Annotated in this window: 21 protein-coding genes; 9 read left to right on the top strand and 12 right to left on the bottom strand. The window is 71.6% G+C overall.

Features of this window, described 5'->3' with window-relative positions:
* Positions 1–22: 22 nt before the first annotated feature.
* From M8J74_RS03530 to M8J74_RS03520, 3 genes are read right to left on the bottom strand one after another with little or no spacing between them, the layout of a single operon-like run.
* On the bottom strand, positions 23–928 hold the full coding sequence (locus tag M8J74_RS03530; protein WP_249835004.1) for a carbohydrate ABC transporter permease: 906 nt from the start codon (positions 926–928) through the stop codon (positions 23–25).
* Positions 925–1827 (bottom strand): carbohydrate ABC transporter permease, encoded by a 903-nt coding sequence (locus M8J74_RS03525; protein ID WP_249835003.1) that lies wholly within the window; start codon positions 1825–1827, stop codon positions 925–927. The genes M8J74_RS03530 and M8J74_RS03525 overlap by 4 nt, the downstream gene beginning before the upstream one ends.
* 6 nt (positions 1828–1833) lie before the next feature.
* Positions 1834–3126: an ABC transporter substrate-binding protein gene (locus M8J74_RS03520; RefSeq protein WP_249835002.1), complete on the bottom strand. Its 1293-nt coding sequence runs from the start codon at positions 3124–3126 to the stop codon at positions 1834–1836.
* Positions 3127–3360: 234 nt separating this feature from the next.
* On the opposite strand from M8J74_RS03520, the gene M8J74_RS03515 reads away from it, so the two are divergent.
* The 5 genes from M8J74_RS03515 to M8J74_RS03495 all read left to right on the top strand — a co-directional run bounded on the left by M8J74_RS03515 (position 3361) and on the right by M8J74_RS03495 (position 8021).
* A complete protein-coding gene (locus M8J74_RS03515; protein WP_249835042.1) occupies positions 3361–4371 on the top strand; it encodes a LacI family DNA-binding transcriptional regulator in 1011 nt (336 codons plus the stop codon).
* A 98-nt stretch (positions 4372–4469) separates the two neighbouring features.
* On the top strand, positions 4470–4985 hold the full coding sequence (locus tag M8J74_RS03510) for a MaoC family dehydratase (protein WP_249835001.1): 516 nt from the start codon (positions 4470–4472) through the stop codon (positions 4983–4985).
* Between the two features lie 67 nt (positions 4986–5052).
* Entirely contained in the window at positions 5053–5661 is a 609-nt protein-coding gene (locus tag M8J74_RS03505) for a DedA family protein (RefSeq protein WP_249835000.1), read from the top strand.
* 315 nt (positions 5662–5976) lie between these two features.
* Positions 5977–7326: an amidase gene (locus M8J74_RS03500; protein ID WP_249834999.1), complete on the top strand. Its 1350-nt coding sequence runs from the start codon at positions 5977–5979 to the stop codon at positions 7324–7326.
* 56 nt (positions 7327–7382) lie between these two features.
* Complete coding sequence (locus tag M8J74_RS03495; protein WP_249835041.1) at positions 7383–8021, top strand: LysE family translocator; 639 nt, start codon at positions 7383–7385, stop codon at positions 8019–8021.
* Positions 8022–8180: 159 nt separating this feature from the next.
* On the opposite strand, the gene M8J74_RS03490 is transcribed toward M8J74_RS03495, so the two are convergent.
* Positions 8181–8354 carry a hypothetical protein gene (locus tag M8J74_RS03490; RefSeq protein WP_249834998.1) on the bottom strand — a complete coding sequence of 58 codons (174 nt, stop codon included), beginning with the start codon at positions 8352–8354 and terminating at the stop codon, positions 8181–8183.
* A 375-nt stretch (positions 8355–8729) separates the two neighbouring features.
* On the opposite strand from M8J74_RS03490, the gene M8J74_RS03485 reads away from it, so the two are divergent.
* The 4 genes from M8J74_RS03485 (at position 8730) to M8J74_RS03470 (ending at position 12410) form a co-directional block, all read left to right on the top strand.
* A complete protein-coding gene (locus M8J74_RS03485) occupies positions 8730–9836 on the top strand; it encodes an ABC transporter ATP-binding protein (protein ID WP_249834997.1) in 1107 nt (368 codons plus the stop codon).
* 57 nt (positions 9837–9893) lie between these two features.
* Positions 9894–11081 carry a permease gene (locus M8J74_RS03480; RefSeq protein ID WP_249834996.1) on the top strand — a complete coding sequence of 396 codons (1188 nt, stop codon included), beginning with the start codon at positions 9894–9896 and terminating at the stop codon, positions 11079–11081.
* Positions 11082–11176: 95 nt separating this feature from the next.
* Positions 11177–11569, top strand: coding sequence for an inositol oxygenase (locus tag M8J74_RS03475; protein WP_249834995.1), 393 nt, complete (start codon positions 11177–11179; stop codon positions 11567–11569).
* 25 nt (positions 11570–11594) lie between these two features.
* Positions 11595–12410, top strand: a complete 816-nt coding sequence (locus M8J74_RS03470; protein WP_249834994.1) for an SDR family oxidoreductase — start codon at positions 11595–11597, stop codon at positions 12408–12410.
* 17 nt (positions 12411–12427) lie between these two features.
* On the opposite strand, the gene M8J74_RS03465 is transcribed toward M8J74_RS03470, so the two are convergent.
* The 8 genes from M8J74_RS03465 to M8J74_RS03430 form a co-directional block, all read right to left on the bottom strand.
* Positions 12428–12661: a hypothetical protein gene (locus M8J74_RS03465; protein ID WP_249834993.1), complete on the bottom strand. Its 234-nt coding sequence runs from the start codon at positions 12659–12661 to the stop codon at positions 12428–12430.
* A 74-nt stretch (positions 12662–12735) separates the two neighbouring features.
* Positions 12736–14229, bottom strand: coding sequence for an SDR family NAD(P)-dependent oxidoreductase (locus tag M8J74_RS03460; RefSeq protein ID WP_249834992.1), 1494 nt, complete (start codon positions 14227–14229; stop codon positions 12736–12738).
* 104 nt (positions 14230–14333) lie between these two features.
* A complete protein-coding gene (locus tag M8J74_RS03455) occupies positions 14334–15671 on the bottom strand; it encodes a wax ester/triacylglycerol synthase family O-acyltransferase (protein WP_249834991.1) in 1338 nt (445 codons plus the stop codon).
* Positions 15672–15827: 156 nt separating this feature from the next.
* The gene (locus M8J74_RS03450; RefSeq protein WP_249834990.1) at positions 15828–18146 is read right to left on the bottom strand and encodes a GH92 family glycosyl hydrolase; all 2319 of its coding nucleotides are present in this window, start codon (positions 18144–18146) and stop codon (positions 15828–15830) included.
* Between the two features lie 57 nt (positions 18147–18203).
* On the bottom strand, positions 18204–20813 hold the full coding sequence (locus M8J74_RS03445; RefSeq protein WP_249834989.1) for a PA14 domain-containing protein: 2610 nt from the start codon (positions 20811–20813) through the stop codon (positions 18204–18206).
* A gap of 130 nt (positions 20814–20943) precedes the next feature.
* Positions 20944–22164, bottom strand: a complete 1221-nt coding sequence (gene glgC / locus M8J74_RS03440) for a glucose-1-phosphate adenylyltransferase (RefSeq protein ID WP_249834988.1) — start codon at positions 22162–22164, stop codon at positions 20944–20946.
* 81 nt (positions 22165–22245) lie between these two features.
* The gene (gene glgA / locus M8J74_RS03435; RefSeq protein WP_249834987.1) at positions 22246–23397 is read right to left on the bottom strand and encodes a glycogen synthase; all 1152 of its coding nucleotides are present in this window, start codon (positions 23395–23397) and stop codon (positions 22246–22248) included.
* Positions 23398–23434: 37 nt separating this feature from the next.
* On the bottom strand, positions 23435–24154 hold the full coding sequence (locus M8J74_RS03430; protein ID WP_249834986.1) for an IucA/IucC family C-terminal-domain containing protein: 720 nt from the start codon (positions 24152–24154) through the stop codon (positions 23435–23437).
* Positions 24155–24204 lie beyond the last annotated feature (50 nt).

Below are 24204 nucleotides of genomic sequence, written 5' to 3'. Positions count from 1 at the left end.
CGGGGGCGGGTCGGGGGGTGTTTCAGCCCTTCACGGCGCCCTCGCCCACCCCGCGGAAGAAGTACCGCTGCAGACAGGCGAACAGGGCGATCAGCGGTGCCACGGCGATGACCGTGCCGGCGGCGACGAGCCGTTCGTCGTTGGCGAAGGTGCCGTGCAGATAGTTGAGGCCGATGGTCAGGGTGAACCTGGAGGGGTCGCTCAGCACGATCAGCGGCCACAGGAAGTCGTCCCAGGCGCCCATGAAGGCGAAGATGGCGACGACCGCGACGGTTCCCCGGACCGACGGCAGCGCGATGCGCAGGAACCGCTGCCAGACGTTGGCGCCGTCGACGTAGGCGGCCTCCTCGATCTCGTAGGGCAGGTTGAGGAAGGCGTTGCGCATCAGCAGCACGTTCATGGCGCCGATGCAGCCCGGCAGGACGACCCCGACGAGGGTGTTGTTCAGGCCCAGCTCCCGCATGGTGGTGAACTGGGCGATGATGATGCCCTCGACGGGCACGAGCATCGCGAGGATGAAGACGAGCGTGGCGACGCGGCGCCCCCGGTAGCGCAGCCGGGCGAGCGCGTAGCCGGCGAGGGCCGAACCGACGCAGTTCGTCACGACGTTGGCGGCGGCGACCTTCAGCGAGTTCAGGGCGTAGTCCCAGACCGGGATGGTGTCGGCGACGCGTGCGTAGTTGTGCAGGGTCGGGTGGCCCGGCAGGAACTTGGGCGGGGAGCTGAAGATGTCCTCCGTCGGCCCCTTCAGGGAGGTCGACAGCTGCCACAGGAACGGGCCGACGGTCAGGGCCAGGACGGCGAGCAACAGCGTGTAGCGCAGGACCAGTTCCCACACCCGCACGCGGCGTCCGTGCTCGTCGGTGACGCGGGGTTCGCGCGCCGCCGGCTGCTCGGTGCGCGGACGTGCCTTCTCCAGGACGCTCATGTCTCGTCCCTCCGGTCGGCGCGCAGCACGAGCAGCATCAGGGCGACGGTGACGACGAAGACGACCACGGAGATGGCCGAGGCGTAGCCGACGCGCCCGGTCAGGCCGGTGCCGGTGCGCTGGACCAGCATGACGAGGGTGGTGTCCTCGCCGGCCGGTCCGCCGCTGGGTCCCGCCATCAGGTACACCTCGGAGAAGACCTTGAAGGCGGCGACCGAGGACAGCGCGCCGACCAGGACCATGGTGGAGCGGACGGCGGGCACGGTGACGGTGAGGAAGCGGCGCACCGCGCCCGCGCCGTCGACGGCGGCGGCCTCGTGGAGTTCGCGCGGGACGTTCGCCAGCGCCGCCAGATAGATGATCATGTAGTAGCCGAGGCCCTTCCAGACCGTGACGGCCATGGCGCTCAGCAGGAGCAGCCACTGGTCGCTGAGGAAGCCGACCCGGCCGACCCCGACGCTCTCCAGCAGCGAGTTGATCAGGCCGCGTTCGTCCAGCAGCCACACCCAGATCAGTCCGACGACGACGATCGAGGCGACGACCGGGGTGTAGAAGGCGGACCGGAAGAAGGTGATGCCGGGGATGTTCTTCTGGACCAGCAGCGCGAGCAGCAGCGGCAGGACGACGAGCGCGGGGACGACCCCCAGCACATAGAGCGTGCTGTTGCGCAGGCCGATCCAGAACATGTCGTCGTGCAGCAGCTCGCGGAAGTTGGCGAGCCCGACGAACTTCCCCGGGATCAGGGTGCGGCGGTCGGTGAGCGAGTTGACCAGCGTGGAGACGAACGGGTACAGGATGAACACGCCGGTGACCAGCAGCCCGGGCGCTGCGAACAGCCACGGGCTGAACGGTAGTTGACGCCGTACGCGCTGCGCCCGGGGGGCGGTGGACAGGGCCATCGGACGCTATCCCTGCTGCTGGAGAAGCGTGTTGCACTGCTTGACAGCGTTGTCGAGAGCCGCCTTGGGGCTCTCCTTGCCCTGCAGTGCCTTGGCCACCTCGTTGCGCAGCGCGGTCTTCATCTGCTCGCTGAACAGCACCGGGGTGTAGTTGACCGCGTTCTTCAGGGACTTGGCGGCGGCGATGCGCACGCGCGTCTCGTCGGTGCCGTCCTCCTTGGTGAAGTACGGGTCGTCGAGCGAGCCGGCGGTGCTCGGGAAGATGGCGACCTTCTTCGCGAAGGACATCTGGTGCTCGGCGTCGGTGACGAAGTGCGCGAAGGCGACGGCGGCCGGGGTGTGCCTGGTCTTGGAGTTGACCATCACGCCCATGACGTACATGTTGACGTGGCCGGTGCTGGTGATCTGGTCGGTGATGCCGATGTTCTTGTACAGGTTCGGCGCCTGCTTCTTGAAGTTGCCGAGGTCGAGGGCGCTGCCGGGGTTCATGGCGACGGCCTCGGTGAGGAACTTGCGTCCGGAGGACTCCGGGGTGGCGGTCAGCGCCTGCGGGTCCAGGGCCTTCGCGTCGTACAGCTCCTTGTACTTCGCGAGCATCTGGACGCCCTTGGCGTCGTTGAAGGTGAAGGCGGTGCCCTGCTTGTTCATGAGCTCGACGCCGTAGCGGCCGAAGTCCTCGATCGTCGGGACGTTGGCGAGGGTCGCCACCTTGCCGTCGCTCTTCTCGGCGAGTTCGAGGGCGTCGGCGAAGAGGTCGTCGTACGTCTTCGGCGGGGTCTCGGGGTCGAGTCCGGCCTTCTTGAAGAGGGACTTGTTGTAGAACAGCGGGCCGGTGTTGAGGTACCAGGGGAAGGCGTACGTGCCCGTCATGCCCGGTATCCGATGGCTGGCCCAGGCGCCCGCGAGGTACTCCTTCTTGTACTTCGCCGCCGCCTTGTCGAGGTCGAGGGCGAGACCGGCCTTGGCGAGCGGCGCGACGAGGTCGGGCGAGACGTTGACGACGTCGGGCAGGGTGCCGCCCGCCGCGTCCGCGCTGATCTTGTCGGCGTAGCCCTCGGCGGGCTGATCGACCCACTTCACGTGGGTGTCCGGGTACTTCTTCTCGAAGTCGGCGATGACGCCCTCGAAGTAGTCCTTGAAATTGGCGCGCAGGTTCCAGGTCTGGAAGGTGATGTCGCCCTCGACCTTGCCGGAGGCGTCGGTGGAGCCGCCGCCGTCGCCGCCGGAGCCGCACGCGCTCAGCGGCAGGGCGAGACAGAGGGCAGCGGCGGCGGCGAGGGTTCTGCGGGAGATGGGCACGGCTGAACGGCCTCCTTGTGCAGCGGATCTGGTGCAGTGGGGTTGGCCAACGACCGAGACCCTGCACGCCGTCGCACCGGCCCGTCAATGGCATCGGCGGAGCTAATCTCTTTAGTCGCTAAAGCGCATTAGGTTCTTGCAGCTGAAGCGCATTAGTGCATAGTCTCCCGGAATCCGTCGGACGAATGGGGAATCACCGTGTCAGGCAAGCGGTCACCCGCGCCCCGGCCCACGATGAAGGACATCGCACGGCACGCCGGGGTCTCCCAGAGCGCGGTGTCCTTCGCGCTCAACGGCCGGCCGGGGGTGTCCGAGGGGACCCGCGAGCGCGTGCGCCGGGTCGCCGAGCAGCTGGGCTGGCGGCCGAGCACGGCGGCGCGCCAGCTGTCCGGGGAGGGCGCGGCGACGGTCGGCTTCGTGCTCGCCCGGCCCGCGGACACGCTCGGCGTGGACTCGTTCTTCCTCCAGCTGGTCTCGGGCATCCAGGAGGTGCTGGCCGAACGCCATCTCGGCCTGCTCTTCCAGGTGGTGGAGGACGTGACCGACGAGTGCGCGGTGTACCGGCGCTGGTGGGCCGAGCACCGGGTCGACGGCGTCCTCGTCGTCGACCCGCGCACCGACGACCCGCGCCCCGGCCTCCTCGACGAACTCGGCCTGCCCGCCGTGGTGATCGGCGGCGCGCCGGACGAACGCCATCCCGGCATCTCGACCGTGTGGGCGGACGACGCGGGCGCGATGGCCTCGGTCGTGGACGAGCTGTACGCGCTCGGCCACCGCCGGATCGTGCACATCGCCGGTCTGCCGGGCCTGGCCCACACCGAGCGCCGGGTGCGCACCCTGCGCGCGGAGGCCGGACGGCGGGGCCTGACCGAGGTGGAGTCGGTGACCACGGACTACTCGGACGCGGAGGGCGCGGCCGTCACCCGCCGGGTCCTGGAGCGCCCCGCTCCCCCGACGGCCCTGATCTACGACAACGACGTGATGGCCGTGGCCGGTGTCGCCACCGCCGCCGAACTGGGCTTCTCCGTCCCGGCCGACGTCTCGGTGGTCGCCTGGGAGGACTCGGCGCTGTGCCGCATGGTCAAGCCGTGGCTGTCGGCCCTGTCCCGGGACAGCGTGGAGTTCGGGCGCACCGCGGCCCGGGAGCTGACCGCGCTGGTGGACGGGGGCCCGGCCCGGACCGTGCGGGTACCGGTACCGCGGGTGATCGTGCGCGACAGCACGGGCGCGGCGCGGGACGCCTGACGCGACCGCGCGGGGTATGCCGTACGCGGCCCCTGCCGCCCGCGCCAACGGCCGGACGTCGCGGTCGGTTTCGCGGGCGGGCCACTATCGTGACGTTCATGGAAGCCGCCACCACCGCGCTCGGCGACGCCGACTTCGCCACCCCGGTCGAGGACCGCTGGTTCGAGGACTACGTCCCGGGCGAGGTCTACGCGTACGGCAGCATCACCGTCACCGAGGAGGAGATCCTCCGCTTCGCCGGCGAGTTCGACCCGCAGAGCATCCACACCGACCCGCGGGCCGCCGCCGAGGGCCCCTTCGGCGGGCTGATGGCCAGCGGCTGGCACACCTGCGGGATCATGATGCGGCTGTACGCCGACCACTACGTGAGCGCCGTGGCGAGTCTGGCCTCCCCCGGCATCGACGAGCTGCGCTGGGTGCGGCCGGTCCGCCCCGGTGACACGCTGTCCTTGCGGACCACGGTGAAGGAGGCACGTCCGTCGCGCTCGAAGCCGGACCGCGGGATCGTACGCACCGCGATCGAGGTCTTCGACCAGCGCGGCGACACCGTTCTGACCATGACCGCGATCAACATCCTGCGGTGCCGGCCGGCCGTGGACGCCGCCCGGCGCTAGCGCGGGGTACTCGTCGGTGCGCCACCGGTGAACGTCACCGGGCGGCGGCCGGGAAGGGAGTCGGCGGATGGGCACGCTCCTCCACTGGCTCGACGATCTGTCCGCGCCCGTGGTGTACGCGGTGGTCTCGGCCATGGTCTTCGCCGAGGACGCGCTGTTCTTCGGGTTCGTGCTGCCCGGCGAGACGGCGGTGATCGTCGGCGGCGTGCTGGCCCGGCAGGGCGTCGTCGACCTGGTGTGGCTGTCGGTCGTCGTCAGCGTCGCCGCGATCGTCGGTGACGGCGTCGGCTACGAGATCGGGCGCCGTGCGGGACCGCGGCTGCTGGGCAGCCGTGCGCTGCGCCGGAAGGCGGAGCGGGTGGAGAAGTCCCGCGAACTGCTGCGCCGGCACGGACCCGCGGCGGTGTTCATCGGCCGCTTCATCGCCCTGTTCCGCTCCTTCGTCCCGGCCATGGCGGGCGCCTCGGCCATGCCGTACCGCCGCTTCCTGCTCTACAACGCGCTCGGCGGGGTGATCTGGGCTGTCGGCAACGCCGTACTGGGCTACGCCGCCGGGGCCGCCTACCAGCGCGCGGAGACCCTGGTCGGGCGATCCGTCGCGCTGGTGACGGCCGTGCTGGCGCTCGCCGCCCTCATCGTCTGGCGGGTACGCAAGCACCGCCGGACCCACGCCTGACGGCGCGCCCACCGTCAGACCCACGAACGACCCCGCAGCCGCCGGCGGCGGGCCCGCACCGGCGCCTCGAGCAGCCCGGCAGGGCGTCGTGAGGCGCCGGTCAACTCCTCCGCCCACGTGGGGACTTGCTCCGGGTGGTAGAACCAGCCGTCCCGGACGGACACATCGCACTCGTCGGGCGGGATGTGGCGCCGGTCACCCGATGTCCAAGAGCCGGTGCTCTCGACGGGAGGCCGGGCTCCGGGGCAGAGTGCTCTCCGTACTGACGAGTACGGACGAGTACGAGCCCTGTGTACCGCACCCCGAGGAGCGCACGTGACCAGCTGGGTCGGCCGGACCGCCGCCGAGATCGCCGCCGCCGTACGCGAGAAGCGCGCCACACCGCGGGACGTGGTGGCCGAGCACCTCGCCCGGATCGAGCGGCTGGACGGCCGCGTCGGAGCGTTCCGGGTCGTCCGGGCCGAGGCGGCCCTGGCCGAGGCCGACGAGGTGGCCTCGCGTCCCGACCTGGCCGAGCTGCCGCTGGCCGGCGTGCCGGTCGCGGTCAAGGACAACCTCGCCGTGCGGGGCGAGTCCAACCGCGTCGGCTCGGCCGCGACGCCGGAGGAGCCCGCCGCCGAGGACCATGTCACCGTGGCCCGGCTGCGCGCGGCCGGCGCGGTGGTCGTGGGCCTGACAAACGTGCCCGAGCTGTGTGTCTTCGGCACCACCGAGGGTGTGCACGGCACCGCCCGCAACCCGTGGGACCTCACCCGGACGGCGGGCGGCTCCTCGGGGGGCAGCGGTGCCGCGGTGGCCGCCGGGTTCGCGCCGCTCGCACTCGGCAACGACGGGATGGGCTCCCTGCGCATCCCGGCCGCCAACTGCGGTCTCATCACCATCAAGCCGGGCCACGGGGTCGTCCCGGCGGGCATCAGCGATGGCGACTGGTTCGGCATGTCGGAGAACGGGCCGCTCGCCACGACGGTCGAGGACACCCGCCTGATGCTGGCGGTGCTCGCGGACACGGACCCCGAGGCGGTACGCCCGTCCGAGCCGGCCATGCGCAGGATCGCCGTCTCCCTGCGCAGCCCCCTGGCCGGTGTCACCGTCACCCGGCCCTGGACGACCGCGGCCCGCGACGCCGCCGGCGTCCTGATCAAGGCGGGCCACCAGGTCCGCCGCGCCGACCCGCCCTACCCGCTCTCGCTGAGCACGACCTCCCTCACCCACTGGACGGCGGGCACGGCGGTGGACGCCCAGGACCTCGACCGGCGCCTGCTGACCCGGCGCACGCGGATGCACGCCGCGGTCGGCCGCCGCTTCGTCGGCCGCGTCCGCGCCGGCGAGAGCCGGGAGCGGCTGCGCCGCCGGATGGAGCCGTTCTTCGCCGAGTACGACGTGCTGCTCACCCCCGCGCTGGCCCGCCGCTCCCCGAAGTCGGTGGCCTGGCACGAGCGGGGCTGGCTCGCCAACGTCCTCGCCAACACCAACTACTCGCCCCTCACCCCGCCCTGGAACCTGACCGGCTGGCCGGCGATGTCCGTCCCCTTCGGCACCCTGCCCTCCGGCGCGCCCACGGCCGTCCAGCTGGTGGGCCGCCCGGGCTCGGAGGCGGTGCTGCTGGAGGTGGCGCGGCAGCTGGAGGAGCTGCATCCGTGGCAGCGCACGGCGCCGCTGGACTGAGGGCCCGCGGAAAATAGGGCTGAGGACGGGCACCTCGCCGTGCTTGCATGAAGAGCATGATGTCCACCGACCGACTGCTCGCCTTCGCGGCGCTGTCCCTGCTGCTGATCGTGATCCCGGGCCCCAGCGTCCTGTTCGTCGTCGGACGGGCGCTCGCCCAGGGGCGCCGGGCCGCGCTGACCACCGTGGTGGGCAACACGCTCGGCGCCTATCTGCTCGTGGTGGCCGTGGCGGTCGGCATCGGTTCCGTGGTGGAACGCTCCGTCCTGGTCTTCACCGCGCTCAAGCTGGCCGGCGCCGCCTACCTGGTGTACCTCGGCGTCCGGGCGTGGCGCACCCGCGGTTCGCTGCGGGCGGCGTTCGCGGGCGGCGGGGAGGTGCACAGCGGGCTGCGCACGTTCTGGGAGGGCTTCGCCGTCGGCGTGACCAACCCCAAGACGATCGTGTTCTTCGCGGCCGTCCTCCCCCAGTTCGTCGACCGCGACCGGGGGCACGTCACGCTGCAGATGCTGCTGCTGGGCCTGGTCTTCAACGCCATCGCGCTGGCCTCCGACAGCGTGTGGGGCCTGGCCGCCTCCACCGCCCGCGCCTGGTTCGCCCACTCCCCGCGCAGGCTGTCGATGGTGGGCGGGACCGGCGGCCTCACCATGATCGCCCTGGGCGTGACGGTGGCCGTCACCGGCCGCAAGGACTAGCGCGGCCGGTGCGTGACCGCGACAGACAGAGCCGCGGCAGACTCGTGGCCGCGACAGACAGAGCCGCGGCCGGTGTGGGCCGCGGCTGCTGTGTTCCGTGGGGGCGTGAGCGTGGCGTACGCCCCCGCGGTCGGCGATCGCGAAGATCCTGCCGAGGGTTCAGTCGACGCTGGGCAGGATGTGGGGTTCGGCGAGGTCGTCCTCGTAACCCGCCAGGCGGATCGGGGCGGACCGGGCCCACACGTCCAGGCTGCCGAGCTCGCCGGGCCTGCGGCCGGCGCGCTCGGAGCGTTCCTTGGGGCGTTGATCGCGATTCGTCTTCTCCGGTGTCACCGCGCACTCCTTATGTGTCGGGTCACCCTCGGGGCATACCGGCCACTGTGTGGTCCGGCACCTGACGCCCGCTCGGGTGTGAGTCGAAAGCAGTTCGGACGCGGTGGCGCCGGTAACTCGCGTACGAGCAGGCCGTGGTGAACGGCTTGCCCCGGGACGGACGTGGGTGTGGGTGGGACCCTGTGGTGCTGTCCGTCCGGACCAGATTAACCAAATGAGCGGCACCCTGCTCTATGGGGCTGAAAACTTGGGGTTACTGTTGTAATTCATCCTGTTTCATTCCCCTCATGCGTCACTCTTTCGGACCATAGGCGTGCCGAACGGGCAACACCCGTTCCACTCTGGGTTCGAGGACCTGTCCGTCAGGGGGATGTCATGGCGTCCGTCACCTTCGACAAGGTCACCCGGCGCTTCGCGTCGGGCGGCCGGCCGGCCGTCGACTCGCTCGACCTCGAGATCGAGGACGGTGAGTTCATGGTGCTGCTCGGACCTTCCGGGTGCGGAAAGTCCACCTGTCTGCGGCTGCTCGCCGGCCTGGAGGACGTCGACGCGGGATCGATCCACATCGGCGTCCGTGACGTCACCCATCTTCCGCCCCGTGAGCGGGACGTCGCGATGGTGTTCCAGAACTACTCGCTGTACCCGCATTTGTCGGCTGCCGACAACATGGGCTTCCCGCTGCGGATCGCCGGCATGCCCCGGCAGCACGCCCGCGGCCGGGTGCGCTTCGCCGCGTCCCTGCTGGACGTCGAGCGGTACCTGCGGCGCGGGCCGCGCACGCTGTCGGGCGGCGAACGGCAGCGGGTGGCGACCGGGCGGACGCTGGTGCGGGATCCGCGGGTCTGCCTGATGGACGAGCCTCTGTCGAACCTCGACGCCCGGCTGCGGGTGGAGACCCGGGGGCGGATCGTCCGGACGCAGCACCATTTGGGCATCACCACGGTGTATGTCACGCACGATCAGACCGAGGCGATGGCCATGGGCGACCGCCTCGCCGTGCTCAGGGACGGGGTGCTGCAGCAAGTGGGGCGGCCGCGCGAGGTGTTCGCGCGGCCGGCCAACACGTTCGTGGCCGGGTTCGTCGGCTCGCCTGCGATGAACCTGTTCCGCCTGCGACCGTCCCCGGACGGCGTGTCGCTCGGCGGCCTGGACGTGCCACTGCCCCGCTCCGTCCTGCGGGCCGCCGCGGCCGAGGGCGCCGACGAGGTCGTGCTCGGCGTCCGGCCCGAGGGGTTCGACGTCCTCGCCCCGCAGGACCGGACGACGCCAGGGCTGGACCTGGTGGTGGACGCGGTCGAGGACACCGGCGCCGTCGTCCACCTCCACACGTCCGCGCCCTGGGCCCCCCGGCTCGGCGACCTCGTCGTCCGGCTTCCCGGGCGTGCCACGCACTCCAGGGGGGAACCCGTGCGCGTGGCGCTCCGCACCGATGCCGTGCACTGCTTCTCGGCGGTGACCGGCACACGGTACGTATACCCCTAGGGGGTACAGTGCGGCGGAGACGTGTCACACCGGACGGACCGGAAGGACCCCACCCCCATGGACGCGATCCTCCACGCGCTCTCCATCACCGGATCGATGACCTGGGAGATCACCTGGGCCCTGGTGCTGGGCTTCGCACTGTCCGCCGTCGTGCAGGCGGTGGTCCGCAGGTCCACCGTCGTACGCCTGCTCGGCGACGACCGGCCCCGCACCCTCACCCTCGCGGCCGGCCTCGGCGCCGCCTCCTCGTCCTGCTCCTACGCGGCCGTGGCGCTGGCCCGCTCGCTGTTCCGCAAGGGCGCGAACTTCACGGCCGCCATGGCCTTCGAGATCGCCTCCACCAACCTGGTCGTCGAACTGGGCGTGATCCTCGCCCTGTTGATGGGCTGGCAGTTCACGCTCGCGGAGTTCACCGGCGGCCCGATCATGATCGTGGTGCTCGCGGTGATGTTCCGGATCTTCCTGCGCGAGCGTCTGCTGCGCGAGGCCCGCGAACAGGCCGGGCGGGGGCTCGCCGGTTCCATGGAGGGCCATGCCGCGATGGACATGTCGGTCGGCGGCGAGGGATCGTTCGCCCGGCGGCTCCTGTCCCGCGACGGCTTCACCTCCGTCTCCCACGTGTTCGTCATGGAGTGGGCGGCGATCCTGCGCGACCTGGTGGTCGGGCTGCTGATCGCGGGCGCGATCGCCGCCTGGGTGCCCGACTCCTTCTGGCAGTCCCTCTTCCTGGAGGGCCATCCGCTGGCCGCGAAGCTGGTCGGCCCGCTGATCGGCCCCCTGGTGGCGATCGCCTCGTTCGTCTGCTCCATCGGGAACGTGCCGCTGGCGGTGGTGCTGTGGAAGGGCGGCATCAGCTTCGGCGGCGTGATCGCGTTCATCTTCGCGGACCTGCTGATCCTGCCGATCCTGAACATCTACCGGAAGTACTACGGCCCGCGGATGACCGGCTTCCTGCTGGCCACCTTCTACGGCGCGATGGTCCTCGCGGGATACGCGGTGGAGCTGGTCTTCGGCGGCCTCGGGCTCATCCCCGACCAGAGCGCGGCCACGATCCCCGACGAGGGCGTCTCGTGGAACTACACCACCTGGCTCAACATCGCCTTCCTGCTGCTCGCCGCGGTGCTGGTGTGGCGGTTCTGGCGCACGGGCGGCCCGGCGATGCTGCGCATGATGGGCGGGGCACCGTCCGAGGAGGGCCAGGAGCACGCCGGGCACGCCCACCACGACCCGCACGCACAGCACTGAAGGGGCGACGCAGTTCAAGTCCCGTTGGCCGAATCGAAACACGGCCATGATCTGCTGACGGACGGCAACGGCCTGTCCGGCGGGAGGACCGACGCATGGAGCTGCGCAGTGTCGAGGAGCTGATGGATCTGCTGTACGCCTGCCGCAGTCAGCACGCGCTGCGCACCGCCGCGCTGCTGCGCCGCAGCCGCCCCGCCGACAAGGAGCTCCAGGTGGCGGGGCTGGTGCACGACATCGGCCGGCTGCTGTGCCCCGGCGACGAGACCCGCCGGTCCGAGCACGCCGCCGCGGCGGTGCGTTCCCTGCTCGGCGAGCGCGTCCACCGTCTCGTCCGCCGTGACGGCAGCGCCGGCGACGACCTGACGCGCCTCGTCCTGGCGCAGGAGGAGAGCCGGACCGCCGGGTTCGACGCCGGCGTCCTGGAGGACTGGCGCACCGTCCTGGAACTAGTCGCAGCCCGCAACTCCCGTCTGGGGGCTGTTGACTGACGGTCCGTCATGAGACGGTACGGCGGTGACGTCGTCGTATCCGCAGGACGGGCTGAAGGGCCGGGCCGCCGTGGTGACCGGCGGGACCCGGGGCATCGGGCGCGCGGTCGCCGGGCGGCTGGCCGCGGCGGGCGCGCAGGTGTGCGTGACCGCCCGGGACGCGCGGGAGGTGCGGCGCACGGCGGGCGAGCTGGACGGGATCGGTGTCAGCGGCGACGTCGGCGACCCGGACCATCTGCGGGAGGTCGTCGACTCCGTGCTGCGGGCGTTCGGGCGGATCGACGTCGTGGTCAACAACGCGGCCACCAACCAGCCCTACGGCCCGCTCATGGACGCCGACCCCGAGGCGTGGCGGGCCGCGTTCGCCGTGAACGTCGAGGCGCCGCTGCGGCTGGTGCAGGGCGCGTGGCGGGCGTGGATGCGCGAGCACGGCGGCTCGGTCGTCAACATCTGCACCGAGGGCGCCGGGCACGCCGGTCCGAACGTCGGCGCCTACGGCACCAGCAAGGCCGCCCTGCTGCACCTGACCCGGCAGCTCGCGGGCGAGCTCGCGCCGAGGGTGCGGGTCAACTCGGTCTCCCCCGGGCTGGTGCGCACCGAGATGGCCCGGTTCGTGTGGGAGCCCGAGGAGGCGCGGGTGGCCGCCGGTCTGCCGCTCGGGCGGATCGGCGAGCCCGACGACATCGCGCGGGCCGTGGTGTGGCTGGCCTCCGACGCGGCCGAGTGGATCACGGGCGCGGATCTGCTGGTGGACGGCGGCACACGCGTGAGGACGGCGCACTCCGCACGGGAGTACGCCGTCCACGACATGCTTCGCTCATACGCACCACCTCGCTCATGACGGTGGCGGAGGCTCCCTCACGGGAACAGTGCGATGCCGACGAGGATCAGCAGGATGATGCCCGCGACCAGCGCGACCGTGGCCCACGTGCCGCGGTGCTTGAGCGGACTCGTCTCACCGCCGCCGCGCGGCCGGTCCTCCGGCAGCTGCGCGTGCTCGGGGCGGTCGCTGGCGTAGAACTGCTCGTCGGTGGGGTAGCGGTTGCGTGGGTCGTTCCGCGCTCGCGGATCGATACCGTGTGGACTGCTCATGGTCACTCCCTGGCGCGGTGTTCACCAGGGTCCGGGTTCCCGTGGGGCGCCGGACGGCACGCTCGATCCGCGGATCACCACTTCCCGGGCGCGTAGTCCTTCAGGAAGACGCCGTACAGGTCCTCGCCCTGCTCGCCGCGCACAATCGGATCGTAGACCCGCGCGGCCCCGTCCACCAGGTCGAGCGGGGCGTGGAAGCCCTCCTCGGCCAGGCGCAGCTTGTCGAAGTGGGGACGCTCGTCGGTGATCCAGCCGGTGTCGACCGAGGTCATGAGGATGCCGTCGGTCTGGAACATCTCCTGGGCGCTGGTCCGCGTGACCATGTTCATCGCGGCCTTGGCGGCGTTGGTGTTCGGGTGGCCCGCTCCCTTGTAGCCGCGGCCGAAGACACCCTCCATCGCCGAGACGTTCACGACGTAGGCCCGCTTGCCGGGCGCCCTGCGCGCGGCCTCGGCCATCGCCGGCCGCAGCCTGCTGATCAGGATGAACGGCGCGGTGTAGTTGCACAGCTGGGTCTCCAGCAGCTCCACCGGCGAGATCTGCTCGATGGTCTGCACCCAGGTGTTGCTGTCGACGACGTCGGGGACCAGGCCGCCGGCGTCGATGGCGGTGCCGTCGAGGTGCCGGGCGACGCTGGCGTTGCCCGCGACCAGGGCCAGGTCGGCGACCTGCTGGGCGTCGAGGCCGCTGGTGCCCAGCGGCAGGGCGGCCAGGCCGTCGACCGCTCCGGAGTTGAAGGCGCCGATGACGTGGTGGGCGGGCAGCTCGCCGGCGGGCAGCGGGGCGCTCTCGCCGTCGACGAGGGCGGCGTAGGCGGAGGGCAGGCGGCGCACGGTCTGCGTGGCGTTGTTGACGAGGATGTCCAGCGGGCCGGCCTCGGCGACCTGCTCGGCGAGCGCGACGGCCTGCGCCGGGTCGCGCAGGTCGATGCCGACGACCTCCAGGCGGTGCATCCAGTCGCCGGAGTCGTCCATCGCCTTGAAGCGGCGGATGGCGTCCTTGGGGAAGCGCGTGGTGATCGTGGTGTGGGCGCCGTCGCGCAGCAGCCTGAGCGCGATGTACATGCCGATCTTGGCGCGGCCGCCGGTGAGCAGGGCGCGCTTGCCGGTGAGGTCGGCGCGGGCGTCGCGCTTGTCGCGGTTCAGACGGGCGCACTCGGGACAGAGCTGGTGGTAGAAGTAGTCGACTTCCACGTACCGGGTCTTGCAGGTGTAGCAGGAGCGCGGGCGCTGGAGTATCCCCGCGACCCGGCCCTCCTCGGTCCGCGAGGACGGCAGCAGGCCCTCGGTCTCGTCGTCGATGCGCTGGGCGGAGCCGGTCGCCGTGGCCTCCGTGACCGCCTTGTCGTGGGCGGTCTTCGCGGCCCGGCGCTCCTGCCGGCGGCGCTGCTTGACCGTCCGGTAGATCCCGGCGGTGGCGCGGCGCACGGCGATCGCGTCCGGGTGGTCGACGTCCAGCCGGTCGAGCTCCTCCAGCACGCCGAGGCAGACGGCGAGCCGTTCCGGGTCGATGCCGGGTCCGTACACGACCTCGTCCGTGGTCGCCGGACCTTCCTCTGTCACCGTCATCGCGCTGCCGTTTCCCTGATCACCCGAGCGGCGCTCCGATCGCACCCGCCTGTCGAGGGATGGATTTTACGGAGCGCCGGGCCGGTCCTCCAAACGTGAGGTGCTCAGGAGCCGCAGGCAGTGATGAGTGTCTCCACCTCCGCGGTCAGGGCCGCGGCCAGACGGTCCAGGTCCGGTACGGCCTCCGCGTCGGCGACGAGGCCGTAGTGGACCTGGCCGCGGTAGGTGGAGACGGCGACAGCGAGGGCCTGGCCGCGGGCCAGCGGGGCCAGCGGGTAGACCTCGGTGACCGGGTTGCCGCCGAGCTTCAGGCCGAGGCTGGGCAGGGGCACGCTGGTGACCAGGATGTCGAACCAGAGCCGGGCCGCCTGGCTGACCAGCGGGCCGCCGAGCCGGTGGGCGAGCGGGGGCACGTGGTCGGCGAGCAGGGCGACGGCGCCCGCGCCCCGGTTGGGGCCGGCGTTCTTGTTGCGGTCCATCGCGGTACGGACCGTGCCGAGGCGGCCGAGCGGGTCGGGGTCGTCGACCGGGAGCCGTATCAGGTAGCCGGAGAGGCGGTTGCCCTGTGGGGTGGCGGTGCGCGGGCGGCGCTTGGAGACCGGGATCAGGGCGCGCGGCGCCACGCCCTCGCTGCCGTCGCCGCGCTCGTCGAGCCAGCGGCGCAGGGCACCGGCGACGACGGCGATGAGGACGTCGTTGACGGTGCCGCCCTCCGACTTGCGGATGCGGTGCACGTCGTCGAGGTCGATGACGACGCCGGCGGTGCGGCGGGTGCCGGTGGCCTCGGAGGTGAACGCGGACGACGAGCGCGCGGCGAGGCTGGACAGGGCGACGGAGGCGCCGATGTCCAGGGCCCGGCCCACGTCGGACACGGCGCCCCTGACCAGGTCCGGGAGCCGGCGCACGTCGGGCAGCAGACCGCCGCCGCTCGGCGCCTCGGCCCGGGGCCGGCGCTCGGGCAGGTCCATGGGGTCCAGGACGGCGGCGGCGAGGGCCAGCGCGCGCAGCCCGTCGGCCAGCGCGTGGTGGAACTTGAACAGCACGGCGAAGGACACGCCGTCCTCGCCGGGCAGCACGTGCGCCTCCCACGGCGGCCGGCCGCGCTCCAGCGGGCGCTCCATGAGCCGGCCGGCGTCCGCGTGGAAGTCGGCGGTGGGGGCGTGCAGCCGGACGTGGTGGAGCGGGTCGAAGCCGGGGTCCGGCTCGCGGGTGGCGCCGCCGAAGGCCAGGGGCCGGAAGGAGAGCGGCTGCCAGACGTCGCGGATCCGCATGCGCAGCCCGGGCACCGCGGCGGCGCGGGCGGCGAGCAGGTCGGCCGCGTGGGCGCCGGCGGTGGGCGAGTGGGCCGAGAACACACCGAGGGCGCCTAGGTGCATGGGGTGCTCGGCGGACTCGATGTTCCAGAACGCCAGGTCGAGAGGAGCGAGCAGGTCAGAAGTCAATGGCTTGCCTCGCGTCGACGACGGGTGAGCAAGCAGTCAACCGCCCCCAGGCGATTACGGTCAAGTACGATCAAGCTACACACAGTTAACAGCAGATTAAGTCCCGCCACGGGTCCCGCCCCCGTGAGGGGGGCGGGACTGGTGTGGTACCTGGGGTCACTTCAGGGCGGGCGGCGCCGCCTGGGGTGACGTAGCCCACTCGGACGGGTGCGGGCCGACCGTGAAGGAGAGCGTGCGCATCGAGCGCAGATCGCCGGTGGTCAGGTACGCGCTGTCGCGCGGTGTGCCGTTCGTGCGCACCGACTGGACATAACGGTCGGTGGCGGAGGTGCCGGGGGCGGTGATGCTCAGTCCGCCGCGCGGGTAGTAGCGGCGGTCCAGGGTCAGGTCGACGCGGTCGAAGACCGGCGTGGACAGGCCCCAGGTGTCGTAACCGGGCTGGACCGGGAAGATCCCGATCGACGACAGCACCATCCAGGCGGACATGGTGCCGAGGTCGTCGTTTCCGGTCATGCCGGTCGGGCCGTCCGTGAAGAGGGTCAGCGCCGCGTGCACGACGTCGGTGGTCTTCCAGGGCCGGCCGATGGACAGATAGGTGTAGGGGGCGATGAGGTCGGGCTCGTTCTGCGGGTTGTACTTGTCGGCGTTGTAGTAGTCGTACGGGCCGTTGACCCACACCTCGCGCGCCGTCTTCGCCGGGTCCTTCAGCAGCTGGTCGTAGGCGAAGAAGGAGTCGAGCCGGGTGTCGGCCGCCCGGGCACCGCCGATCAGGTCCACCATGCCGGGCAGGTCCTGCGGCACCAGCCACTGGTACTGCCAGGCCGTGCCCTCGTGGAAGCCCACGCTCTGCGCCGGGTCGGCGGGGCCGGTGAAGGCGCCGGAGGCGTCCCGGGCGCGGAAGAAGCCGGTCGAGGGGTCGAAGACGGTGCGGTAGTTCTGGGCGCGGGCCGCGTAGCGCGCCGCGTCGGCGTCGTGGCCGAGGTCGCGCGCCATCTCGGCGAGGACCGCGTCCGCGAGGGCGTACTCCAGGGTGGCCGAGGCGCCCTGGTGGTAGTCCGAGTCGCCGGGCTTGGCCTTCGGGCGGTCCTTGACGTACGGGGCGAAGCCGTTCGCGATGTACTCCCGGTTGGCCTCCCTGCCCAGGGACGGCGAGTCCGCGGGCGGCACCCCGTCGGCGTTCTTCTTCAGCGCCCGGTAGGCGCGTTCCTCGTAGCCGTGGAGCAGCCCCTGCTGGTAGGCGTTGGTCAGGAACGGGGTGACCGGGTCGCCGGTCATGATATTCGTCTCGACCGTGCCGTAGCCCCACTTGGGCAGCCAGCCGCCGTCCTCGGAGACCTTGACGACCGAGATGGCCATGTCCCGGGCCTCGCGCGGCGCGAGCAGGGACAGCAGCTGGGACTGGGTGCGGTAGGTGTCCCACAGCGACCAGTTCTGGTAGTACGTGAACCCGTTCGCGCGGTGGATCTTCTGGTCCCAGCCGCGGTAGCGGCGGTCGGCGTCGCTGCCGACGTTGGGCGCCAGGAAGGACCGGTACAGCGAGGAGTAGAAGGTGCGGCGCAGCGTCTGGTCGCCGCCCTGCACCCGCACCTTCTCCAGCCGGTTCTCCCACGACCGGCCGGCCGCGTCGCGCACGGCGTCGAAGGAACGACCCCCCTCCGCACGGAGGTTGACCGCCGCGCCGGCCGCGTCGACGTACGACAGGGCCGTGGTGGCCTCGACGGTGCGGTCCTTCGTGGTGTCGAAGCGGACGTAGGCGCCGTCCGCCCCGGTGGTCGAACCGGCCGTGACCGCGGAGCCGTCCCAGGTGCCGTAGGCGGTGAAGGGGCGGTCGAAACGGGTGATGGTGTAGACGGTGTAGGGCCGGGTGCCCTGGCAGAAGCCGCTGCCGGTGATGGCGGTGCGCACCGTGCGGTCGTCGAGGATCTCGACCCGGCTCGCGCCCTTCCTGTGCAGCGACTGGCCCGCGTTGAGCAGGACGTTGGCCTTGTCCGTGGCGGGGAAGGTGTAGCGCTGCACTCCGGTGCGCTCGGTGGCGGTCAGTTCCGCCTCGATGCCGGTGTCCAGGCCGACCCGGTAGTAGCCGGGGCTCGCCGCCTCGTGGTCGTGGCTGAAGCCGGCCGCGTACTTGGCGTAGTCCGTCTGCGTGACGTCACCCGTGGTCGGCAGGACGGGCAGGTCGCCGCCGATGCCGCAGCCGACGCCGGACAGGTGGACCAGGGAGAAGCCCCGGATGTGGGCCCAGGAGTAGTCGTAGCCGGTGTTGTGCCCGGTGTCCGGCGAGAGTTGCACCATGCCGAAGGGCACGGCGGCGCCGGGAAAGGTGTTGCCCTCGTTCTCGGTGCCGATGAACGGGTTCACCAGATCGGTGAGCCTGCCGTCCCTCGGCTCGGCGGCCCGGGCGGCCGGGGCGGCGAGCAGCGCGGACGCTGCCACCACCCCGGCCGTGCACAGGCGCAGGCGCCGGGTCCATCTCATGTCGTAGAGCCTCCGTCGGGCGTGAGACAGCGTTGTCTGCATGATCGGGTTCGCGGGTCAGTCAGCCGCGCATCCCGCGGGGTTCGGCTGTGACGCGTCGCGGATCAGCGCCTGCTGGGCGGCCCGCACCCGCTGGACGTCCGGCTTGAGCACCCGGCGGTCGTAGGTCAGCAGACCGTTCAGTTCGCCCTCGACGTCGGAGATCTGGGTGTAGACGGCCCCGTTGCTCCCCCGGCAGGCGAGGGCGTGCACCTCGGCGAGCTTCGTCAGGTAGTCGTCGGTGTAGGCCGCCGGGTCGACGTCGACGTACGACTGCTGGACCGACCAGGCGTGTCCGGGCACCGCGAGGCCGAGGCCGCCGTACTCGCCGCTGACCAGGGCGCGCCGGCCGTCGGGGTGGGGTGGCAGGGCGGGGCTCGGATAGCCGTGCTCGTCCATGATGTCGCCGGTGCCGCCGTCGGCCCCGAGGTTCAGCCCGGACATGGAGTTGACCAGGCGGGTGGGGTCCCAGGCCTTCGCCTGGTCGGCGATGCGGGCCATGTCGTACTGGCCCCAGCCCTCGTTGAAGGTGACCCACATGACGACGGACGGGCTGCTGATGTGTTCGTCGATCACCTGTTTCATCTCGCGTTCGAACTCGGCGCGGGCGGCCGGGCTCGGATCGACGCCGGCGGTCATCGCGGGCATGTCCTGCCACACCAGCAGGCCGAGCCGGTCGGCCCAGTAGAACCAGCGGTCGGGCTCGACCTTGATGTGCTTGCGCACGGCGTTGAAGCCGAGCCGCTTGTGCACCTTCAGGTCGTAGGCGAGCGCCTCGTCGGTCGGGGCGGTGTAGAGGCCGTCGGGCCAGAAACCCTGGTCGAGGGTGGCCATCATGAAGACGGGCTTGCCGTTGAGGAGGGTGCGCGGAACGCCGTCCACCTTCTCGACGGAGATCGAGCGCATCCCGAAGTAGCTGCCGACGCGGTCCGTGCCGACGGTGACCTTCAGGTCGTACAGGAAGGGGTCGTCGGGGGACCACAGACGCGGGTCGTGCAGGGTCAGGGTGAGCGGGCTTCCGGTGCGGCCACGGACCGTGGCGACCTTGCGGTGCCCGGCGTACGCGGTCGCGGTGACGGGGACGCCGTCGCGGACTCCCTCGGGTTCGACGGTGAGTTGCCCCTTGGCCACGTCGGGGGTGAGCATGAGCGCGTCGACGTGGTCGCGGACGACGGGCTCCATCCACACCGTCTGCCAGATGCCCGAGGTCGGCGTGTACCAGATGCCGCTCGGGTCGAGGCGCTGCTTGCCGAGCGGCGGGTTCTCGCCGGAGGCCGCGTCGGTCGGGTCGTAGACGCCGACGATGAGCTCCTGGGTACGGCCGGGCCTGAGCGCGTCGGTGACGTCGGCGGAGAACTTGTCGTAGCCGCCCTGGTGTTCGGTCACCTTGACGCCGTTGACGTACACCTCGGCGCGCCAGTCGACGGCCCCGAAGTTGAGCATCAGCCGCTTGCCCGAGCCGATCCTCCAGCCGGCCGGGACGGTGAAGGTGCGCCGGTACCACATGCGGTCCTCGTGCCGCTCCAGTCCGGAGAGCTGGGACTCCACGGGATACGGCACCAGGATGTGTTCGGCGAGGTTCCTGCCGACGGGCGGGCGCTCGCCCTCCTTGGCGGCGGCGAACTGCCAACGGCCGTTCAGGTTGCGCCAGTCGGTGCGGGTCAGCTGCGGACGCGGGTACTCGGGGTGGGCGTTGCGCGGCCCGACCTGGTCGGCCCACTTCGTGCGCAGCTCGTACGTGGAGTGGTTGGGGCCGCTGCTCCAGAACGCGTTGACAACGTTGCCGTCGGCGCCCGCGAGGCCGCCGTCGCCGTCGTAGCGGACGTCCGCCGTGCCGCGGGCGGTGCCGGTCTTGTTGCCGACGACGGGCTGCTCCAGCGTGACCAGCAGGGAGCGGGGGTCGGCCGGGTCCAAGTGGGCGCTCGACAGAGGCCACTTGGCGCCGCCGATCACGGCGGTCAGGTGGTCGGTGAAGCCGGCCGGGGGTGCGGCGAGGCGCTGGGCGAAGTCCAGCCGCAGGGTGCGGCCGGTGGCGGTGACGGTGGCCGCGACGGCGCCGTCGTAGTCCCAGCCGTCGGGCAGCCGGAACGCGGACTGCGGGACGGCCTCCTTCGTGCCGCCGGGCTCGGTCCAGCGCACATGGAGGTTGGAGCCGCCGTAGTGCTCGAAGTACTCGACCTTGATGTCATAGGCCCGGCCGGCGGTCAACTCGACGGGCTGCGAGGTCTGTTCGCGGTCCCAGTCGTCGACCCAGTGGTCGATGACGAGAGCGCCGCCGATCCAGAGGCGGAAGCCGTTGTCGCCGGTGATCGAGAAGGTGTGGGGGCCGGTCTTCTCCGGGACGATCTTCCCGGTCCAGCGGACGCTGACGTCGTCGGACCGGCCGGTGGTGAAGGCGAGGCGTGGTTCGAGGTTGTCGAAGTCGAGGTTCGGATCGAAGCCGGTGGCCTTGAGCTCATGGAAGTCGAAGGCGCCGGGGGCGGACTGGGTGTAGTACTCGCCCTTCAGACCGTGGACCTCGACCGGGTCCTCGGCGGCGGTGGCGGTGGGGGCGGCGACGAGGCCGACCGCGCCGAGCACCGCGGCGAGCAGTAACGCGAGCCTGTCTCTGAGGCGTCTGGCGTGCACGGAACCCTCCCATAACAACGTTGTCATGGACAGCAGTTGGCATGACAACACGGATTCCGCTGTGCGTCCAGGGACATGACAACAGCCCCGGCGATCAGTCCGCCGGGGCTGTCCTCGCGCACGTGCGCGGCTACGACACGACCTGTCCCTTGCCGAGCGCGATCACGCCGCCCTTGGAGACCGTGTACAGCTCCGCGTCCCGCTCGGGGTTGACTCCGATGGTCGCGCCCGGAGGCACCACGACGTTCTTGTCCAGCACCGCCCCGCGCACCACCGCGCCGCGGCCGATCTGGACGTTGTCGTGCAGGATCGAGCCCTGGACCACCGCGCCCGGGTCGACCAGGACGCCCGGCGACAGCACCGAGCGGGTCACCTGGCCGCGGATCAGGCAGCCGGCGCTGATGATCGACTCACTGGCCATGCCGCCCGCGTTGAAGCGGGCCGGGGAGAGCTGGTAGGAGTGGGTGTAGATGGGCCACTGCCGGTTGTAGAGGTTGAAGGCGGGCCGCTCGGCGATGAGGTCCATGTGGGCGTCGTAGTACGCGTCGAGGGTGCCGACGTCGCGCCAGTAGCCGCGGTCGCGGGTGGTCTCCCCGGGGACGTGGTTGGCGCTGAAGTCGTACAGCTGCGCCTCGCCGCGCTCGGTGAGCTGGGGCAGGATCGAGCCGCCCATGTCGTGCACCGAGTTCTCGTCCTCGGCGTCCCGCTGCAGGGCCTCGATCAGGGCCTTGGTGGTGAAGATGTAGTTGCCCATGGAGGCGAAGACGCACTCCGGGTCGTCGGCGAGACCGGGCGGGTCGGCGGGCTTCTCCAGGAAGCGCTCCACCGTCAGCCCGTCCGAGCCCGGCGTGATCACGCCGAACTGCGAGGACTCCGAGCGCGGCACCCGGATACCGGCCACCGTCACGCCCGCCCCGGACTCGATGTGCTGGGTGAGCATCTGGCGCGGGTCCATGCGGTACACGTGGTCGGCGCCGAAGACCACCACGTACTCGGGACCCTCGTCGTGCACCAGGTTCAGCGACTGCAGGATGGCGTCCGCGCTGCCCAGGTACCAGCGCGGGCCCAGCCGCTGCTGGGCCGGGACCGGCGTGACGTAGTTGCCGAGCAGGCTCGACATCCGCCATGTGGTGGTGATGTGCCGGTCCAGCGAGTGCGACTTGTACTGCGTCAGCACGCAGACGCGCAGGATGTCGCCGTTGACGAGATTGGACAGCACGAAGTCGACAAGGCGGTACGTACCGCCGAAGGTGACCGCTGGCTTCGCGCGATCCGCCGTCAGGGGCATAAGGCGCTTGCCTTCTCCGCCCGCCAGCACGATCCCGAGCACCGAAGGTCCGCCACGACGCATGGTCGCTCCCCTCACCGTGGTTGATCCATCCCTGCCCCTGCCCAGGGCGGAGTAAGCCTGTTCGAGGAGATCCCGTTCGTTCTACTCCTGTTTCAGGATCTCCTCGTAGAGGCGGACCGTACGGCGGGCGACGGCGTCCCAGCCGAACTCCGTCACCGCGCGCTCGCGCCCCGCCTCGCCCATCCGCCGTGCCGCCTCCGGGTCGCCGACCACCGAATCCAGGGCCCGCGCGAGAGAGGCCTCGAAATCGTCGTCCACGGTGACGAGTACCCCCGTCCGGCCGTCGTCCACGACTTCGGGGATACCACCGACCCGGGAGGCCACGACAGGGGTGCCGCAGGCCATCGCCTCCAGGTTCACGATGCCGAGCGGCTCGTACACCGAGGGGCACACGAAGGCGGCCGCGTGGGTGAGCAGCTGGATCACGTCGGGGCGCGGCAGCATCTGCGGGATCCAGTGCACATGGTCGCGGACCCGGCTCAGCTCCTCGTACAGCTCGCGGAACTCGCGGTCGATCTCCGGGGTGTCCGGTGCCCCCGCGCACAGCACGACCTGCACGCCCGGGTCGATGTCCCGGACGGCCCGCAGCAGGTGCGGCACGCCCTTCTGCCGGGTGATGCGGCCGACGAAGAGGAGGTACGGGCGCCCGGTGTCCAGGCCGACGCGGCTGAGCACGTCGGTGCCGTGGTCGGGGCGGTACAGGGTGGTGTCGATGCCGTTGTGCACGATGTGGACCTTGGCCGGATCCAGTGCCGGATAGCAGCCGAGGATGTCCTCGCGCATGGCGCCGGAGACGGCGATCACGGCGTCGGCGGACTCGATCGCGGTGCGCTCGGCCCAGCCGGACAGGGCGTACCCGCCGCCGAGCTGCTCGGCCTTCCAGGGGCGCAGCGGCTCCAGCGAGTGCGCGGTCATGACGTGCGGCACGCCGTACAGCATCTTGGCGAGGTGGCCGCCGAGATTGGCGTACCAGGTGTGGGAGTGCACCAGCTCGCGGCCCTCCAGGCCGGCGGCCATCGCGAGGTCCACGGAAAAGGTGCGCAGCGCGTCGTTGGCGGTGTCCAGGGCGGCCCAGGGACGGTGGCGTACGACGCCCGCTCCGCGGCCCTCGCCCCAGGAGTGCACCTCCAGGTCGACCAGGGGGGTCAGCTCCCGGGCGAGGAACTCCACATGGACGCCCGCGCCGCCGTACACGTCCGGGGGGAACTCCCGGGTCAGCAGTCCCACACGCACCCGATACCCCTTGCCTCGGCGACCAGTTCCTTCATGGTCACCCAGATGCGCCGCGCGGGGAAGGGCGCGGCGGTCGTGTGAAGCAACAGTCACCGCACACGCCCCCGCCGGGCACCCGGTAGTACAGGCAGCAGCTGCGGCGGCGGAAGGCGCCGCCGGTCAGGGTGCCGGTGCCCGCCAGGAGGGGGTGGGCGAGGAGCGCGGCGGCGAGGGGGCGCGCCGCGGGGCCCAGCTGCCGGGCGGTGCCGGCGAGGGCGGAGGCGGCGTTGCCCCACAGCAGGCCGGGGGCGACGCGGTAGCGGGCGCGCAGCGCCTCGGCCAGGGGTTCGAGGTGGGTGTGCAGGACGACGCCGGCGACGGTCTCCGGGTCGGCGGGCAGCGGGCGGGCCTCGGACAGCCACAGGTCGTCGGGGGCGCTCGCGCCGGGGTCCCAGTGCAGCAGCGCGGGGTCGAGGTCGGGGACGGCGCCGTAGGCGAGGGCGCAGCCGAGCGTCACCGACCACAGCCGGGCCGCGAGCCCCAGCTGGAACACGGAGGCCGCCACCCTCGGCTCCGGGGTCCGCAGCACGGACGCGACCTTCTCGACCCGGAAGGTGAGTGGATCGCCGTAGGTCTCCGTCGGTCGGTTCTCGTACGTCCGAGCTAGTGTGGGCAGAGCGGAAGGCAGCGCTCCGCCCGTGTTCAGTACGAAGAAGCCGCCGAGCGGTCTCAGAGCGGCGAGTTCGGGGTCGAGGTCCACGAGGAGCAGTAGTACCAAGCCCCCTAGGGGGCGGCTTCCAGGGGTGTCCACCCGGAGTCGCCCACCCT

It is taken from the genome of Streptomyces panaciradicis, assembly GCF_023516615.1.
Classification (GTDB): Bacteria; Actinomycetota; Actinomycetes; order Streptomycetales; family Streptomycetaceae; genus Streptomyces; species Streptomyces panaciradicis.
Note: the sequence above shows the minus strand (reverse complement) of the source record. Positions and strands in the feature narration are given on the sequence as shown.